At 63.0% G+C, this 17,612-nt stretch carries 14 protein-coding genes and 1 pseudogene; 9 read left to right on the forward strand and 6 right to left on the reverse strand.

Translation table 11 applies throughout. The features are described from left to right. Positions 1-15 precede the first annotated feature (15 nt). Positions 16-2,199: a pseudouridine synthase gene (locus X733_RS139245; protein ID WP_031194050.1), complete on the reverse strand. Its 2,184-nt coding sequence runs from the start codon at positions 2,197-2,199 to the stop codon at positions 16-18. A gap of 180 nt (positions 2,200-2,379) precedes the next feature. On the opposite strand from X733_RS139245, the gene X733_RS139240 reads away from it, so the two are divergent. Beyond that, the gene (locus tag X733_RS139240) at positions 2,380-2,832 is read left to right on the forward strand and encodes a nucleoside deaminase (RefSeq protein ID WP_023819983.1); all 453 of its coding nucleotides are present in this window, start codon (positions 2,380-2,382) and stop codon (positions 2,830-2,832) included. A 28-nt stretch (positions 2,833-2,860) separates the two neighbouring features. On the opposite strand, the gene X733_RS139235 is transcribed toward X733_RS139240, so the two are convergent. From X733_RS139235 to X733_RS139225, 3 genes are all read right to left on the reverse strand, one after another. Next, on the reverse strand, positions 2,861-3,544 hold the full coding sequence (locus tag X733_RS139235) for a hypothetical protein (protein WP_023671541.1): 684 nt from the start codon (positions 3,542-3,544) through the stop codon (positions 2,861-2,863). 201 nt (positions 3,545-3,745) lie between these two features. Continuing rightward, the gene (gene ileS, locus X733_RS139230) at positions 3,746-6,727 is read right to left on the reverse strand and encodes an isoleucine--tRNA ligase (protein WP_023819984.1); all 2,982 of its coding nucleotides are present in this window, start codon (positions 6,725-6,727) and stop codon (positions 3,746-3,748) included. A 233-nt stretch (positions 6,728-6,960) separates the two neighbouring features. Continuing rightward, positions 6,961-7,764 (reverse strand): MipA/OmpV family protein, encoded by an 804-nt coding sequence (locus X733_RS139225; RefSeq protein ID WP_031194051.1) that lies wholly within the window; start codon positions 7,762-7,764, stop codon positions 6,961-6,963. A 211-nt stretch (positions 7,765-7,975) separates the two neighbouring features. Between X733_RS139225 and X733_RS139220 the strand changes: the two genes are divergently transcribed. The 4 genes from X733_RS139220 to X733_RS139205 all read left to right on the forward strand — a co-directional run bounded on the left by X733_RS139220 (position 7,976) and on the right by X733_RS139205 (position 9,870). Next, on the forward strand, positions 7,976-8,281 hold the full coding sequence (locus tag X733_RS139220) for a metalloregulator ArsR/SmtB family transcription factor (protein ID WP_023689559.1): 306 nt from the start codon (positions 7,976-7,978) through the stop codon (positions 8,279-8,281). After that, on the forward strand, positions 8,278-8,760 hold the full coding sequence (locus X733_RS139215; RefSeq protein WP_023819986.1) for an SRPBCC family protein: 483 nt from the start codon (positions 8,278-8,280) through the stop codon (positions 8,758-8,760). The genes X733_RS139220 and X733_RS139215 overlap by 4 nt, the downstream gene beginning before the upstream one ends. Positions 8,761-8,772: 12 nt before the next feature. After that, positions 8,773-9,186: an MAPEG family protein gene (locus X733_RS139210; RefSeq protein WP_023671536.1), complete on the forward strand. Its 414-nt coding sequence runs from the start codon at positions 8,773-8,775 to the stop codon at positions 9,184-9,186. Between the two features lie 129 nt (positions 9,187-9,315). Next, positions 9,316-9,870 carry an HdeD family acid-resistance protein gene (locus X733_RS139205; RefSeq protein WP_023715211.1) on the forward strand — a complete coding sequence of 185 codons (555 nt, stop codon included), beginning with the start codon at positions 9,316-9,318 and terminating at the stop codon, positions 9,868-9,870. Between the two features lie 29 nt (positions 9,871-9,899). Here the strand turns inward: X733_RS139205 and X733_RS139200 are convergent, their stop codons facing one another. Together X733_RS139200 and X733_RS139195 are read right to left on the reverse strand one after the other, a co-directional pair. Then, positions 9,900-10,883, reverse strand: coding sequence for a bifunctional riboflavin kinase/FAD synthetase (locus X733_RS139200; RefSeq protein WP_023682976.1), 984 nt, complete (start codon positions 10,881-10,883; stop codon positions 9,900-9,902). A 9-nt stretch (positions 10,884-10,892) separates the two neighbouring features. Continuing rightward, positions 10,893-11,753, reverse strand: coding sequence for a TIGR01459 family HAD-type hydrolase (locus X733_RS139195; protein ID WP_023819987.1), 861 nt, complete (start codon positions 11,751-11,753; stop codon positions 10,893-10,895). A gap of 336 nt (positions 11,754-12,089) precedes the next feature. Here X733_RS139195 and X733_RS139190 point away from each other — a divergent pair, with 336 nt between their 5' ends. The 4 genes and pseudogenes from X733_RS139190 (at position 12,090) to X733_RS139180 (ending at position 17,603) form a co-directional block, all read left to right on the forward strand. Next, positions 12,090-13,979: a pilus assembly protein gene (locus tag X733_RS139190; RefSeq protein ID WP_031194052.1), complete on the forward strand. Its 1,890-nt coding sequence runs from the start codon at positions 12,090-12,092 to the stop codon at positions 13,977-13,979. Positions 13,980-14,166: 187 nt separating this feature from the next. Then, complete coding sequence (locus tag X733_RS139185; RefSeq protein ID WP_023689555.1) at positions 14,167-16,140, forward strand: pilus assembly protein; 1,974 nt, start codon at positions 14,167-14,169, stop codon at positions 16,138-16,140. Positions 16,141-16,295: 155 nt separating this feature from the next. After that, positions 16,296-16,926: pseudogene (locus X733_RS01000000166675) on the forward strand (LysE family translocator). A gap of 140 nt (positions 16,927-17,066) precedes the next feature. Continuing rightward, the gene (locus X733_RS139180) at positions 17,067-17,603 is read left to right on the forward strand and encodes a CAP domain-containing protein (protein WP_023682979.1); all 537 of its coding nucleotides are present in this window, start codon (positions 17,067-17,069) and stop codon (positions 17,601-17,603) included. Positions 17,604-17,612: the final 9 nt, after the last annotated feature.

Below are 17,612 nucleotides of genomic sequence, written 5' to 3' on the forward strand. Positions count from 1 at the left end.
ATTTAAGTCCCGGCATCATCTGGTCCTCGGGCCCTTGGGACCGTTGCGTGGCCGCTCGCCGCCCCGACCGCCATCCGGACGCTCGCCACCCGGCTTGCCGAACGGCTTGGCTCCGCCCGGCTTGCCATAGGACGGCTTGCCATAGGACGGCTTGAACGACGCCTTGCGCGCCTTGGCCTCGGCCGCCTTGGCGGCATCGGCTTCCGCCCTGCCCTTGCCGATCGGACGCGCGCCCGGCGCCATCCAGACATTAGCCTTGCGCTGGCCTGGCGGCTCGATCGGCCGCTGCTCGCGCTCGGGCTTCTTGCCGCCGCGCGGTTTGTCACCAAAGGCGCCGCGTGGCTTGTCGCCGAAGCCTCCACGGGGCTTGTCGCCAAAATCGCCGCGCGGCTTTTCGCGAAACTCGCTGCGCGGCTTGTCCGAAAACTCGCTGCGCTCGGGTCTCGGGCCGCGTTCGCCAAAGCTCTTTTCCGGCCTCGCGCCCCTTTCGGGACTGGTCGACAGCTTGCCGAGCGCTTCGTCGCGGCTGCCTTCGCGGCGCTTGCGGTTCTTGATCAGCCCGCCCTCGCCGATCGGCCGATGGTCACCCTCGCGGGTGACTTTCGGCCGTTCCGGCTCCACGTCACGCTCTCGCCGCACCGGCTGGTTGGAAAACGGCTTGATGATCTCGGCGTCGAAATTGGCGCCGGATTCCTCGACCAGACGCTCGCCGAGCTGGTCGCGAAGCACGCGGCCCTTGATCTCCAGCACATGGCCTTCGGCGAGATCGTCGAGCTGGAACGGTCCGTAGGAGATACGGATCAGCCGCGTCACGTCGAGGCCGAGCGATCCAAGGATGTTCTTCACTTCGCGGTTCTTGCCTTCGCGCAGGCCGATCGTCAGCCACGCGTTGGTGCCTTGTTCACGATCGAGCGTCGCCTCGATGGCGCCGTAGAAGACGCCGTCGACGGCAATGCCTTCACGCAGGCCTGCGAGCATGCTTTCCTCGACCTTGCCATGAACGCGCACGCGGTAACGGCGCAGCCAGCCAGTGGCAGGCAGTTCGAGCACGCGCGACAGACCGCCATCATTGGTGAGCAGCAGCAGGCCTTCGGTGTTGATGTCGAGGCGGCCGATGGTCATCAGCCGCGGCAATTCGGCCGGCAGCACGTCGAACACGGTCTTGCGGCCCTCGGGGTCGCGGTTGGTGGTAACGACGCCGGCCGGCTTGTGAAACAGGAACAGGCGGGTGCGCTCGATCGGCGGGATCTCCATGCCGTCGAGATGGATGATGTCGCCCGGCATGACGTTGAAGGCCGGCGAGGTCAAAGCCCGGTTGTTGACCTTGACACGGCCCGCCGCGATCAGGTCTTCGGCGTCGCGGCGCGACGCCAGGCCGGCGCGGGCCAATCGCTTGGCGATACGCTCGCCGGCTTCTTCCGCATCTGCCGGACGCGGGCGCGGCTTGAAGGCGCCGCCAGATGCTTGCGGCCGGTCACCACCGAAATCGCGCTTGGGGCGATCGCTGAAGTCACGCTTGGGACGATCTCCGGCGTCGCGCTGCGGGCGATCGCCAAAATCGCGCTTTGGCCGGTCAAAACGCTTTTCGCCCTCGGCGGAAGCAGGCCGATCGCCACGCGGTGCGTAGGGCTTGCGCGGCCCTTCACGCTTTTCGAAAGGCTTGCCTTCGGGACGCGGCCCCTTGCTGAATGGCCGATCGCCGCCCTTGAAATCGCGCTTTGGCCGCTCGCCATCGGCCGCAACCGGCCGATCGCCGCGCGGTGCATAAGGCTTGCGCGGCCCCTCGCGCTTTTCATACGGCTTGCGTTCACCCTCGGCCGCCATAGGGCGATCCCCACGCGGCGCATAGGGTTTGCGCGGCCCTTCGCGCTTTTCATACGGCTTGCGCTCGCCTTCGGCTGCCATCGGCCGGTCACCGCGTGGTGCATATGGCTTGCGCGGTCCCTCGCGCTTTTCGAAGGGCTTGCCTTCGGAACGCGGACCTTTGTTGAATGGCCGGTCGCCACTTTTGAAATCGCGCTTGGGCCGCTCGCCCTCAGCCGCTGCCGGCCGGGCGCCGCGCGGTGAATAGGGTTTCTTGGCCCCGAAGGAGGGTTTGCCGCTTTTGCCGGCGGCGCCATCGCGGCGCGGCCCCGCGGCTCCAGGGCCGCTTTTGCCCGGGCCTTTGTGGCGCGGAGATTTCTTGTCGTTGTCGTCCATGTGGCCTTTGCCTTGTTGCGCTGCTACAGCGTGGCGCATCCTTTCGGACGCGCAAAGGACGCTATAGCACTTTGATTTGGCGCATGATCATTTCCGAAAATCTGTTCCGATATTCGGGTTGACGCGCTCCATAACAGGATCACCGCCAAGTGGCGAGGAGATAATCGGAATGGAAACCGCTTGAAGCGGCCGGATTTCATGGCGCTGGCGCTGAAAGAGGCGCAAGCCGCCGCCTTGCGCGGAGAAGTTCCCGTTGGCGCCGTCATCGCCAGCCGCGACACGGTGGTGGCATCCGCCGGTAACCGCACCCGCGAACTTGCCGATCCGACGGCGCATGCCGAAATGCTGGCGATCCGCGCGGCCTGCCAAACGCTCTCGAGCGAGCGGCTGACCGGCCACGACCTCTATGTGACCCTGGAACCCTGCGCCATGTGCGCCGGCGCCATTTCCTTCGCCAGGCTGCGCCGGCTCTATTTCGGCGCGGCCGACGAGAAGGGCGGCGCGGTGGTCAACGGCGTGCGCTTCTTCGCTTCGCCGACCTGCCACCATACGCCCGACATCTATCCGGGCATGGCCGAGGCCGATGCGGCGCTGCTGCTCAGGGAATTCTTTCGGGAAAGACGCGAAACGTAGAGCCTTCAGCTACCGAAGGCGACGGTTCCTACCAGGAGGGCAGCCAGTCGAAGAGCCCGCCGCTCTTGCCCTTGGCGGCCGCTTCCTTCTTGAGGCGGCGTTCCTTCTTGTATTCATCCTCGCCGAGTTCGCCCTGCGGCGCCGTGTCGGAGGCAGCTCGATAGGCCAGAGGCGGCTCGCTCAGATATCTGCGAGTGTTGGGGTCGCCCTGCTTTTGCTCTGCGGTGCGGCGCTGGATCTCGGCGGCGCGGCCCTTGTCTGAATCCTTCGGCGACCAGGCCGGCGGGTGGCTGGAGCCCGAATCCGCCAGCGCCTTCTTCACGGAAGCCGGATCGGTCTGCACGTCATCGACGATCCCCGACTGATAGGACGGGTCGTCCTGGTGGGCAGTGGCGTCGGCACGCAGGCGGGCGCGGCGCTGCTCGGGCGATTCGGGCCAATCGGTGCTCGCCGTCTCGATGCTTTCCTGCGGCGGCGGCAGCACTTCCTTCTGCCCCGGCGCCGGCTTTACCAGCTCCGGACGCGGCCTGTAGTCGATCTGTTCCTTGTGCTTGGGCGTGATCGCGAAGGCGCCGGAAAGGTCTCCGGCAAGCTGCTCGCCAGCCGTCTTATCGGTGCCGTAGGTAGGCGAGCCCATGCAACCGGACAGAGCGAGGCCGGACGCGACAAGCGGCGCCAGCAGCGCAACGCGCGCATAAGTTCTCTTGGTCATGCCAAAAAGTCCCACTCTAGACAGCCTCTCGATCGTCACCGGCCAAAGGCCCGGTCCCCATCGTCCACGCTCTTGCGACGGAATTCCGGCGACAATTTGTCTTCCGGAGTTTCGCGTGTTTATCTCAACCACTCGTTAAGGGCAACGCGCGGGCGGTTTTCGCCCACGCGGCATGGCATTTGTGCTCCGGCTTATGAGCAGTCACAAACGTCCCAGAGCCTTGAGTTCATGCAGCACGGCGGCATCGCGGGCAGACACGTCGGGGAATTCCACGTCCTGCCCGACATCGGCGGTATAGCGCCACGAACGCGCGCATTTGACCAAGCCGCGGTCCTCGGCCTTTTCGACCACCACCGCGACACCTTTGACATCGTCGAGCGCAAAGGCGCCTTCCGGCGCCTTGCCATGGGCGATGACGAGATCGCTGGTGATCGCCATTTCAGCCATGTCGACATCGGCGATCGCGGCTTCAAGCGTGGCATCGTCGAGGCTCACGACCGGCACGGCTTCCAGCGAGGCACCGATGACCTTCTGAGCGCGTGCGATCTCGAGCGCGCCGGTGACGACACGGCGGACCTGCCGCACCTTGCGCCATTTTTCCGCCAGTGCCTCGTTCTTCCAGTCGGCCGGAATCTCGGGGAACTGGTCGAGATGCAGCGAGACAGCATCCGGATGACGGTCGAGCCAGGCTTCTTCCGTGGTGAAGGGCAGCATCGGGGCCAGCCATTTCACCAGGCAGTCGAAGAGGTGGCGCACCACTTGTACCGAGGCCTTGCGCTTCACGCTGGCGGGTCCTTCGCAATAGAGCGCGTCCTTCCTGATGTCGAAATAGAAGGCCGACAGCTCGACCACCATGAAGTCGAGCAAAGTGCGGGTGATGCGTTTGAACTCGAACGCGTCGTAGCCCGAGCGCACGACCTCATCGAGCTCGGCCAGCCGATGCAGCATCAGCCGCTCCAGTTCCGGCATCTTGTCCAGCGGCACCTCCTCGCCATCGTCATGGGCGAGCGTGCCCAGCATCCAGCGGATGGTGTTGCGGAGCTTGCGGTAGGCGTCGATGTTGGTCTGCAGCACGTTCTTGCCGAGACGCTGGTCTTCCCAATAATCCGTCGTCACCACCCATAGCCGCAGAATGTCGGCGCCGGACTGCTTGATGACGTCTTGCGGCACGACGGTGTTGCCGAGCGATTTCGACATCTTTCGCCCCTCCTCATCCATGGTGAAGCCATGGGTGACGACGGTGTCGTAAGGTGCCCTGCCCCTGGTGCCGCAGCTTTCGAGCAGCGAGGAGTGGAACCAGCCGCGATGCTGGTCGGAGCCTTCGAGATAGACGTCGGCCGGCCATTTCAGGTCCGGACGGTCTTCCAGCGTGAAGACATGCGTCGAGCCCGAATCGAACCAGACGTCGAGGATGTCCATCACCTGCTTCCATTTGGAGGCCTCGTGATTGCCGAGGAAACGCTCCTTGGCGTCGGCAGCGAACCAGGCGTCGGCGCCTTCCCTCTCGAATGCGTCCATGATGCGCTGGTTGACGGCTTCGTCCTTCAGCACATTGCCGTCCTCGTCGGCAAAGACGGCGATCGGCACGCCCCAGGCGCGCTGGCGCGACAAGACCCAATCCGGGCGTTCCTCGATCATGGCGCGGATACGGTTCTGGCCGGCCGCCGGCACGAAGCGTGTGTCATCGATCGCCTTCAGCGCACGGCTGCGCAGCGTCGTGCCGTCGCCGAGGTCCTTGTCCATATAGACGAACCATTGCGGCGTGTTGCGGAAGATGATCGGCTTCTTCGACCGCCACGAGTGCGGATAGCTGTGCTTCAGCCGGCCGCGCGCGAACAGTGCGTTGCGCTTGATCAGCTCGTCGATGACCGCCTGGTTGGCATTGCCCTTCTTGCCGTTGTCGTCGATCACGCGCGCCGCCCCGCCTTCGCGATCCGGGCCAAAACCCGGCGCGTCCCTGGTGAAGAAGCCAGCATCATCTACAGTGAAGGGGATGGCAGGGTCGATGCCGCGTGCGCGCAAATCCGATGCCGCATCCATCCAGGCATCAAAGTCCTCGCGGCCATGGCCGGGCGCGGTGTGGACGAAGCCGGTGCCGGCGTCGTCGGTGACATGATCGCCGGCCAGCATCGGCACGGCGAATTCGTAGCCGCCGCCGAGACCTTTGAAGGGATGTGAAAGTGTAAGGCTTCCAAGCTCTTCGACCGAAACGCTGCGAAGCCGATTCAAGGTGACCTTGGCCTTGGCCGAGGAGTCTTCGGCAAGCGCATCTGCAAAGATCAGCTTTTCACCGGGCTGTGGACCGAACGAATTTTCGGCTGCGGTAACTTCATAAAGGCCGTAGCCGATCCGTGACGAATAATTGACGGCACGGTTGCCGGGGATCGTCCACGGGGTTGTCGTCCAGATGACGACGTGGGCGTTGTCCAAAAGTGCAACGCTTTCCGGAACGCGCATGGACGGTGCAGCGTCTGATACAAAGTGCTCAACGCTCCAAAATCCTGACACAACTGGAAACTTCACCCAGATCGTATCCGACTCATAATCCTGGTACTCGATCTCGGCCTCGGCCAACGCGGTGCGCTCGACCACACTCCACATCACGGGCTTGGAGCCACGATAGAGCTGGCCGGACATGGCGAACTTCAACAACTCCCCGGCGATGCGTGACTCCGAATGGAAAGCCATCGTCGTATAGGGGTTCTTGAAGTCGCCGATGACGCCCAGTCGCTGAAACTCCGCGCCCTGCACGGAGATCCAGTTCGCGGCGAACTCGCGGCATTCGTTGCGGAATTCGTTGACCGGCACCTCGTCCTTGTTCTTGCCCTTGGCGCGGTACTGTTCCTCGATCTTCCATTCGATCGGCAGGCCGTGGCAATCCCAGCCCGGCACATAATTGGCGTCATAGCCGCGCATCTGGAACGAGCGGGTGATGACGTCCTTGAGGATCTTGTTCAGCGCATGGCCGATATGGATGTTGCCGTTGGCGTAGGGCGGGCCGTCATGCAGCACGTATTTTTCGCGGCCGGCCGCCTCCTCGCGCAGCTTGCGATAGAGGTCCATGTCCTGCCAGCGCTTGACCAGCAGCGGTTCCTTTTCCGGCAAGCCGGCGCGCATCGGGAAATCCGTCTGCGGCAGGTAAAGCGTCTTGGAATAGTCGATCGTTTCAACAGTGTCGGTCATTGGTCTGCCATATGCATTGCCCGGCGGGCGTAAAAGCTCGGGCGTGAACTATCATGATTGGAAAAGCGCGAGGGGGGCGCGCAAAACTCCCGGCGGCTCCGGCGGCGCTCAGGCCGCCCGGAACACCGGGCCTGTAATTCGTATCGTCAGCGCGCGAAGGCGTGAAAAGCTCGTCATTGCCGGGCTTTTAGCCGAGAAAGCCGCAGGAATAAAGCGTCTCTTGTTCGATTCACTTACATCGCGAAGTCGAAGCGATAGGTGGTCGAGACGCCGACCGTGAACTGGTTACGGTCGCCGCGCTCCTTGACCAGGCTGGAATCGGCGGCCGGGCCCATCAGGCGCGCATATTCGCCGAACAGGCTGGCGGTCATCGGATCGGTCACCTTCCAGGTGATGGCGCCACCAAGGCCGGTCGATTTCAGGCCGCCGCCAGGATGGTATTCGCTCAGGTCCGAGGCCGCAGCCTCCTTGGCGTTGACACCATAATAAGAGTCGAAATAGCCCGACGAGGCAAAGGACACGCGTGGTCCGCCCGAAATTCTGACAGTCGGCGTCACGTCGTAGAAAGCATCGGCGGCGATGTCGGCGACAAAGCCATCATGGGCACGAATGCCATGGCGCAGTTCGGCGCGGGCGCGCAGCCAGTCCGTCGGATAGATTTCGAAGAAGCCGCCGACCTCACCGCCCCAGCGCACCGGGTCGAGGCCCTTGAGCTCATCCTTGCTGTCGCGGGAAAACAGGAATTTTCCGGTCAGGCCGGCGCGGACGCCGCCATCGTCGACCAGCGCCAGCGAGATGTTGTCGTTGCGCGAGGTAAAGCGCGCGGCCGGGCCGGCCTTGCCCAGCGAGATGATCGGCGATGCGCTGAGCAGATAGCTGTTGGAGCCCTCGAATTTCGGCGCGACCATGCCGGTGGCGCCAAGCGTCAGGTACCAGTCGCCGGACATCCAGCCGAAGGCACCCTCGCCCGCATTGGCGGTGGACACAGTGAGCAGCGCCGAGGCGAGAAACAGCGGAATCGTCCAGACAATACGCATCATCACCCCATACGCGAAACAAACGGAGAGAACACCCGGCAGCCAGAGCCATGGCGCCGGTTCGGTAAAATTTGACTTAAAATCTACAGCAGTGGCGGCAACTGCGACCCTGTTTTTTGCGCTGTGGCCCATTTGAACAGGGCGCCGCCGGGCCTGTGGCGAGTTGACAGAAATAGCGAGGTTGCCTAAATTCGCGTTAGTGCAGACTAACATGAACAGATGGACCGCGCTTGGCGACCCGACCAGGCGGACGATCTTCGAACTGCTGGTCGAACAACCCTGTTCGGTCGGGGAATTGGCTCGTGCGCTTCCTGTCACCCGGCCGGCGGTCTCGCAGCACCTGAAGGTGCTCAAGGACGCCGGCCTCGTGGCCAACACACGGCTAGGCAAGCAACGCATCTACCGGGTCGAACCGGAAGGCTTGGCCAGCCTGCGCGCCGAACTCGACCGGTTCTGGAGCAAGACCTTGGCCGCCTACAAAGTGGTCGTCGAACAGCCCTTGAAGGAGCAGGAATGAGCACACATCAACCGCCCGTGAGGCACTCCATCCTTGTCGAGGCTCCGATCGCACATGCCTTCAAGGTCTTCACCGAGGACTTCGGCAGTTTCAAACCCAAAGAGCATAACCTGCTTGCGGTGCCGATCGCGGAGACGATCTTCGAACCCCGCGTTGGCGGTCACGTCTACGACCGCGGTGTGGATGGCAGCGAGTGCCGCTGGGCACGGGTGCTGGCCTACGAGCCGCCGAACCGACTGCTTCTGAGTTGGGATATCAGCCCTCAATGGCAGATCGAGACCAATCCGGACATGACCAGCGAGTGGGAAGTCCGGTTTACGGCGGAGACGAATAGCCGGACCCGCGTCGAGATCGAGCATCGCAATCTCGAACGTCATGGCGAAGGCTGGGAAGGCGTGCGCTTTGGGATTGACGGTGATCGAGGCTGGCCGCTGTATCTCAGGCGATTCCAAGATCTTTTTGCCAGCAAGGTGACCTGAAGGAGCACAATTATGGAACCCTATTGGCTAAGCATCCTCGGTGTACTGATCCTCTGTCTTTTGTCAGTCGCGCTGGCGGTTTACTCGGGTTCGTCCAAGGGATTTGCCGGAGCGCTTTCCGGTCCGGTGATCCCGGCCGACGACGCCAATCTCCTCTACAGGATCGACCGCGTGCATATGAACTCGGTCGAGGCGCTGGCGCCTTTTGTCGTCCCGGCGGTGCTGGCCATGATGGTTGGCGTTGGGTCGGCCACGTTGGCGACCATTGTCTGGGTTCATGTGGCGATACGCCTGCTTCACCTGGGGGTTTACCTACGCGGCGGCAATGCCGCCAAGGGTGGCAGTGTCAGAACGATCGTCTACGTCTCTGGAGCGATCGTCACGCTTGTCCTCGTCCTTGTGACTGGGTGGGCTGCCATAAATTGACACGTACGCGCGAACCTCAAGCCACCGACGCTTTGTTTGTTTTGCTAGCCGTCGCCATCGGCTGGACGTCCGCTACAGCCGGGGCTAACCTCCCGGCAAGGTGCCAGGCGATTTCGAGGAGATGCAGCCATGACCCTGCACGGTGATACCCTCAAAGATGCGATCGGCCGGACACGGGACAAATGGGGGTGGTTCGTCGCGCTCGGCGTGCTGCTGCTCATCTTCGGCGGCATTGCCTTCGGCAATCTGTTCATCGCCACCGTCGCCTCGGTCTATGTCGTGGGCTGGCTGATGCTGATGGCCGGCATCATCGAGATCGTGCATGCCTTCGGCGTGAAAAGCTGGAGTCGCTTCTTCTATTGGCTGCTCAGCGGCCTACTTTATGCCGTTGCCGGTTTCTTTGCCTTCGACAATCCGCTGCTGGCCTCGACGGTGCTGACCTTGCTGCTGGCGGTGGCGCTGGTCGCTTCAGGCGCGCTCAGGGCCTGGGTCGGCTATAGCCACCGACCGGAAAAGGGCTGGGGCTGGGTCGTCGCGGCGGGCCTGATCAGCGTGCTGGCGGGGCTGACCATCGCCATGGGCTGGCCGGTCAACAGCCTGTGGGTGCTCGGCCTGTTCCTGGCCATCGACCTGATCTTCCAGGGCTGGAGCTTCATCGCTCTCGGACTGGCGTTGAAGAAGTAGGGGCTTGAAGAGGTAAGCGGCCGGAAGGCTCAAAAAGCGATGGCGCCGTCCAGATCCGAAAGCGGCCTGACGCCGGCCAGCAGCGCGCGCGCCTCCGCCTCGTCGCGCTTCATTTGTGCCACCAGCCCATCGAGCCCATCGAACTTCACCTCGGGACGCAAAAAGCCGAAGAGCGATACGTCGCAGATCTCGCCATAGAGATCGCCGGCAAAGTCGAAGACGAAGGTTTCGAGCAGCGGCGCGCCATTGTCGTCGACAGTCGGGCGACGCCCGAAGCTGGCGACACCATCATAGAGCGTGCCGTCGGCGCGGCGAAAGCGGACGGCATAAATCCCTTCCTTCAGAGTCGTTTCCGGCGAAAGCCTCATGTTGGCTGTCGGGAAGCCGAGCGTGCGGCCGAGCTGCTGGCCGCCGATCACTTCGCTTTCGACGGTGAAGCGGTAGCCGAGCAGGCCTGCGGCCTCGGCGACCTCTCCCTCGCAGAGCAGCTCGCGGATACGGCTCGACGACACCACCTCGGCGCCCTCGTCGCGAAAGGCGTCGACCAGGGTGACGCCGAAACCATGGCGCTCGCCTGCCGCCATCAGAAACGCAGGACCGCCCTGCCGGTCCTTGCCGAAGTGAAAATCGAAGCCGGTGACGGCATGGGTGATGCCGAGGTTCGTCTCCAGCACATCGGTCACGAAAGCCTCGGCCGACAGGCCGGCAAAGGCGCGCGTGAACGGCTGTTCGACGAGTGCGGCAAAGCCCAGATGCGACAGCAGCCGCGCCTTCATCGGCGGCGGCGTCAATACGAACAGCGGCATATCGGGCCTGAACACCTTGCGCGGATGCGGGTCGAAGGTCAGCACCAGCGCCGGCACGCCGCGCCGCCCGGCTTCGGCAAGCGCGCGATCGAGCACCGCCTGGTGGCCGCGATGGACGCCGTCGAAATTGCCGATCGCCACCACGCCGCCGCGCAAATGCGGCGGCAGCGGCGCGGTTGCTGAAATGTGTTCGAAAGCTGCGCTCATGCAGCAACCCTACCGCAGTCTCGGAATGACGGCGACCGGCCGGTAGCCGTGCTTTTGCAGAAAGGCTGCAAGCCTGGCGGGGTCCGGCTGCATGGGATCGCCATAGTCGCGCGCGTGAATGCCGCCCGAGACGTAAAGCACGTCGATGCCGTTGTCGGCGGCGCCCTTGACGTCGGTCATCATGCCGTCGCCGATGGCCAGCACCTCGGTGCGCGCGACGTCTCGGCCGAGAAGCACGGCGACCTCCCGCAGCGCTACGTCATAGACCGGCGCATAGGGTTTTCCGGCGATCAGCGTGCGGCCGCCAAGCTGGGCATAGTCGCGCGCCAAGGCGCCGGCGCACCAGATCATGCGCTCGCCGCGTTCGACCACGATGTCGGGATTGGCGCAGATGAAAGGCAGGTTCCTGGCGCGCAGCCGGCGCAGCATATCGGCGTAGTCCTCAGGCGTTTCCACCTCGTCATCGAACAGCCCGGTGCAGACCACGCCGGAAGCCTCGAACTCCTCGACGAGCTCGACGTCGAGACCGTCATAGAGGGTGAAATCGCGGTCGGCGCCGATATGGAAGATTTTTCGTGGACCTTCGGCGATAAGGTCGCGGGTCACATCGCCTGAGGTGACGACGCGATCGTAGGCGGCGGCGGGAACGCCGATCGCATTCATCTGCGCCACCACATCGGCATTGCGGCGCGGCGAGTTGGTGATCAGGACGACCGGGACCTTCGCCGCACGCGCGGCGGCAAGCGCTTCGGCAGCCGCCGGAAAATGCCATTCGCCATTGTGGATCACGCCCCAGACATCGCACAGGATGGCCGAGTAGGCGCCCGACAAATCCGCGAGCGAGCCGATGATGTCAGGCGAATCCGCCATGCCGTTTTCCTGCTGTGACGATCATTGCGAGAGCTGCAGCCGACAGTCCGCCGCAACCGGCCCCGCATTAACCGAAGCGTTTCATGCTGTCACCAGCTTTTCGGCACTTGCGAGGCTGTTGCGCAACGGGCTGATCGAAGGTTGCAACAGGCAGGAACCACCCTTCTCCGAGCTTCGGTCGATCGAAACAATGTCGCACCGCTGATCACCAGGGCCGAGTGGTTAACGAGCCTTGAAAAGATGGCCCTATGTTGAATGTATTTCAGCAACCTGAAATTTAACGATTTTGTGGGCATCTTCGGACCGATATTGGGTCCTGGCAGGGGTGCTGAAGGCATGATCCGCAGATTTCTGAACGACAGACGCGGCAACTATGCCTTGATGACAGTGATCACCATGGTGCCCTTGATGGGCGCGCTGGCGCTTGCAATTGACTACACCGATCTCCTGCGCCAGAAGCAGAACATGCTGAACGCGCTGGATGCCGCCGGGATTGCCACGGCACAGCAGATCGTCACCGGGGCGACCGACACGGCAGTCAAGGCCTATGCGAAGGATTTCTTCGAAGCCAATCTCGGAAAGGTCAGCTCGGCCAATACGGCCCTGACGGTGACGCTGCCCAACAACAACGCAGGTGGCGGCACGCTGAAGCTGTGCGCCAGTTTGACGTTCCACCCCTATTTCCTGCCGGTGGCGGCCATGCTGATCGGAAGAACGTCCACCGACGTCACAACATCGGCATGCTCGGAGATCCGCCTCAAAAACACGCTGGAAGTGTCTCTCGTGCTCGACAATTCCGGCTCCATGAGCATCAACGGCTCCGGCACCGGCCAGCCGCGAATAGATTTGCTCAAGAAGGCCGCGACCGAGCTTGTCAATACAATGGCGCTCCAGGCCGCACAAATGAAACAGGTGACCAAGCCGGTGCAGTTCTCGCTGGTCCCGTTTTCTGCGTCGGTCAATGTCGGCGCTCCGATCCCCCCGGCTCCATTGCCGACGTGGCTGGACACGACCGGCATTTCCCCGATCCATCATCAGAACTTCGATTGGTCGACGATGACAGCGGCGGCAAATGCCACCAAATGGATCGAAAAAGTAGGCAGCGTTTACTACCAGCGCGGCACGGGCTGGGGCACTGACAAAGACAAGGAGATGACGCGTTTCACCCTCTATCAGGACATGATGGCAACGACCTGTACGAAGAAAAACTCGAACGGCACTTGCAAGACCTCCGTCGTCGCCAAATACGAAGCCTGGAAGGGCTGCGTGGAGGCGAGGCCGTATCCCTATAATGACGACGACACGTCGCCGACCACTGGGACGCCCGCCACCATGTTCGTGCCGATGTTCGCGCCGGACGAAGCTGGCAATTTCTGGACCGACACAACTCGCACCAGCACATCGACGTGGGGTTACGCCAACAATTGGTGGATCGATTATTCCGACACGCTGACTGTCCCCAAGCGCCAGGCGGATATGCGCAAGTATTTTCTGACAAAGCCCTGGGACGCAGCAGCCGCTGCGGCCGATGATGGACCCAATTCGGCATGCACGACCGCCGCGATCACGCCGTTGCAGGACATAACCACCACCGATGGCAAGAAAATCCTGACGGATGCCATCAATGCCATGGCCCCGACGGGCAACACCAACGTGCCGGAAGGGCTGGCCTGGGGCTGGCGGACGGTGTCGAGCAACGAGCCTTTTACGCAAGGCCGGCCGAACACCGAAAGAGGCAACGACAAAGTGGTCATCGTCCTGACCGACGGCGCAAACACCTATAGCATCGGCCCCAGCAACGACATGACCAGCAACTACGCCAAGAATGGATCGACCTACGCCGCCTATGGCTACACCGGCCCTAATTTTCCGAAGCCAGTGGAGCCTGCGACCCGCCTGTTCGTCAACACGACCGTCGCCCAGACAACCTATACGGCGACCAACTACACGGCCGCGCTTGACGAGCAGATGCAAACCCTTTGCGCCAATGCGAAGAATTCGAACATTCTCTTGATGACCGTCTCGCTCGACCTTGTTAGTTCCAAGCCGGCGGAAAAGACTGCCATAGATGCGCTCAAGAAATGCTCCTCGGATTCGCGCTTCCGCAAGGATCCGACCGACCCGAGCAAACCGGCGAAGCTGTACTGGAACGCGACCGGCGCCACCTTGTCGCAAAGTTTCAAGGAAATCGCCGACGAACTGTCGAACCTGCGCATCGTCAGCTGATCGGCGCGATCTTTCGAACAAGGCGCTCCGCCTCGGCGGGGCGTTTTGCGTTCGGCAGCTGGCGCATTTGGTTAGCGCCTGGTGAAGCGCTATCCGCGCAATCGAGCAGTTTCCCAAACCCGTCCTTCAACGTTTTGTGAAACTGTGGCGGCATTGAAGAATCCGCAGGCGGGGCCGCTTACATCACATGCGTGAACTCTGGCGCACATTCCGGCGTGACTTCTGGCGTGACCGCCGCGGCAATTACGCTCTGATGACCGTTGTGGCGATGGTGCCACTGATGGGCGGCGTGGCCATGGCCGTCGACTACACCGGCGTGGTCAGCGAGAAGCAGAGGGTGGTCAACGCGCTCGACGCCGCCAACTTCGCCACCGCGCGCCGGCTGGTGGAAGGCGCCACCGACGACCAGTTGCGGGCCTATGCGCTCGACTTCTTCAAGGCAAACCTCAACGACGTCGATCCCGCCGACACGACGCTCAGCGTTACGCTGCCCAGCAGCACGACCGGCGGCGGCATCGTCAAGCTGTGCGCCAGCCTGGTCTACAAGCCCTATTTCCTGCCGGCAGCGGCGATGCTGATCGGCAGGACGTCGGAAAACGTCACCTACTCCGTGTGTTCGCAAGTCCGGCTGAAGAACACGCTGGAAGTGGCCATGGTGCTCGACAATTCGGGGTCGATGTCGAACACGGGCACGGGTGCCGGACAAAAGCGCATCGACCTTCTCAAGCAAGCCGCCAAGCAGCTCGTCGACACGCTTGCCTTGCAGGCCGCGATGATCAAGCAGATCGACAAGCCGGTCCAGTTCAGCCTTGTGCCGTTCGCCGCCTCGGTCAATGTCGGCGCCAGCAACGACAACGCGTCGTGGATCGACGCCTACGGGCTGTCGCCCATCCACAATGAGAATTTCGCCTGGTCCACGCTTAACGCAGCCGACAAATATGCCCAGAAGATCGGCGGCATCTGGTACAAGAAAGGCACTGGCTGGGGTGAGCAGGAGGGGCAGATGCTGACCCGCTTCTCGCTCTACCGCGACATGAAGGTGGTCACCAGCCACGAGCGCATCGTCGGCAGCAAACGCGTGGTCTGCGACAAATATCGCGCCAATCATACATGCTCGGACAGCCACAACGAATACGACTACAACGACACATACGGACCGTTCGCCAGCTGGCAGGGCTGCGTCGAAGTGCGGCCCTATCCCTATAATGTCAACGACGCGCCGGCCTCCGGCGGACCGAACAACACCGGCACCGGCGTCGGCGATCCCGCGACCATGTTCGTGCCGATGTTTGCGCCGGATGAGCCCGGCAATCATTGGTACATAACGCAGGACCCCGACGAGGTGGCCCCCAAGACCTATGGCGCAGCCAACAGCTGGTGGAACGACGATCCGGCGAGCACCACCGGCAAGACCAGGCAGTCCAACATGGCCAAGTATTTCCAGCCACGGCCGATCAATGCTCCGGTGCTGGGGACGGGTGCAGGTCCGAATTACAGCTGCACCACCACGCCGATCACACCGCTGACCGACGTCGCCAACGCCGCCGGGCTGACCAAGATCAAGGCAGCAATCGACCTGATGGCGCCCAACGGCAACACCAATGTGCCGGAAGGCATGGCCTGGGGCTGGCGCACCGTCTCCAGCACGGAGCCTTTCACAGGAGGACGTCCTGAGACGGAACGAGGCAATGACAAGGTGGTCATCGTGCTCACCGACGGCGAGAACACCTATTCGACGGTGAGTTCCGACCCCGCCGGCAACAAGTCGACCTATGCCGGCTATGGCTATACCGGCGTCGGCTACAACGGCACTGCGGTCACCCGCCTGTTCGGCGGCACGTCGAGCGCCATCGGCCAGCTCAACTATTCGTCGAGCAACTACACCGCCGCGCTCAACGAGCAGATGGCGACGCTGTGCAACAACGCCAAGGCGGCCAACATCATGGTGATGACGGTGGCGCTCGACATGTCGACGACCGACGCCGGCGACAAGAGCGCGATGGAGGCACTGAAGACGTGCTCGTCGGACTCGCGCTTCCGCAAGGATCCGACCGACCCGAGCAAGCCTGCAAAACTGTTCTGGAACGCGACCGGCGCCACGCTGTCTGACAATTTCAAGGAAATCGCAAACGAGCTCTCGAACCTGCGCGTGGTGAGCTGAGGGTTGAAGCTGCTGATCTTCCCCCTTGCGGGGGAAATTGACGGCTTCGCCGCTTTCGACATTTTTCGACGCTGGCGCAAAGTCTCCGGCCATCATGCTCTTGCGGTGAGTCAAAACGCGTGCTCGGTATCGTCACCGCCTCCCGGAGATTGCCCGTGCCCGAAACCGCCAACCATCTCGCCTTCGCGCTGGTCTGCCTGGGCATGGTGCTGACGCCCGGGCCGAACATGATCTACCTGATCTCGCGCTCGCTGTCGCAAGGCCCCAAGGCCGGGCTGATCTCGCTCGGCGGCGTGGCGGCCGGCTTTCTGTTCTATGTCGTATCGGCTGCGCTGGGCATCACCGCGCTGCTGCTTGCCGTGCCGTTTGCCTATGACGCACTGCGCATTGCCGGCGCTCTATCTGCTATGGCTCGCCTGGCAAGCGGTGCGGCCCGGCGGGCGCTCACCATTCCAGGTGCGCGAACTGCCGAAGGACAGGCCCCGCAAGCTGTTCGCCATGGGTCTAATGACCAATCTCCTCAATCCCAAGGTGGCGGTGCTTTATCTGTCGCTGCTGCCGCAGTTCATCTCGCTGGGCAACGGCCATGTGCTGTCGCAGCTTCTGGTGCTCGGCGCCACGCAGATCTCGATCAGCCTGACCGTCAATGCCATCATCGCGGTAACGGCCGGTTCGATCGCCACCTTTCTTGCCGGACGGCCGCTATGGATGGTCATCCAGCGCTGGATGATGGGCACGGTGCTTGCCGCGCTGGCGCTTAAAATGGCGACCGACGCGCAACGCTGATCGGACGCAGCGCGCCGAGACTACATCGGCCGCCGACCTTCCCATTCGAATCGGCCGGCCGAACCTGCACGGAGGCCAGCGATTGAGATTTTCGCAGCCCTGCCCGGCAAAAGCCATGATCGCGGCTAAGTCAGGCAGGCATGACAATGATCTGCACCACCAATCATCCGCTCGCGCAAACCCGCTCTGGCGCAGCAAGTCCAAAACCAAACAGGCGCCTGCTGCTGATCGGCCTTGCAGCCATGGCCGGCCTCGCTGCTTGCAGTACGGTCTCGGTGCCGACCGGCGAAGGCGCCGGTGTGTCGTCCTCGGCCACCGCGACGCTGGCCGGCATCCGAGCTTCGGCCGGACTGCCGGCGCTGGTGCCGGACGCCCAGCTCGAGCAGGCCGCTCGGCAGCAGGCCGGCTATATGGCCTCACGCGAACGCATGAGCCACACGACGGGCTGGGGAAAGGATTTCGCGTCGCGGATGAAGGACAATGGGGTGCGGGGCGCCGCCGCCGAGAACATCGCCGAGGGCCGCTTCGACCAGCAGAAACTGTTCGACATCTGGATGCATTCGGCTGGCCACCGCCGCAACATGCTCGATCCGGATTTCAGCCGCTTCGGCCTCGCCTATGTACGCGACGGACGCGACAGCGCCATCCGCTACTGGAGCCTGGTGCTCGGAAAATAGCAGCCAGCG

This window comes from Mesorhizobium sp. L2C066B000 (assembly GCF_000502335.1).
Classification (GTDB): Bacteria; Pseudomonadota; Alphaproteobacteria; order Rhizobiales; family Rhizobiaceae; genus Mesorhizobium.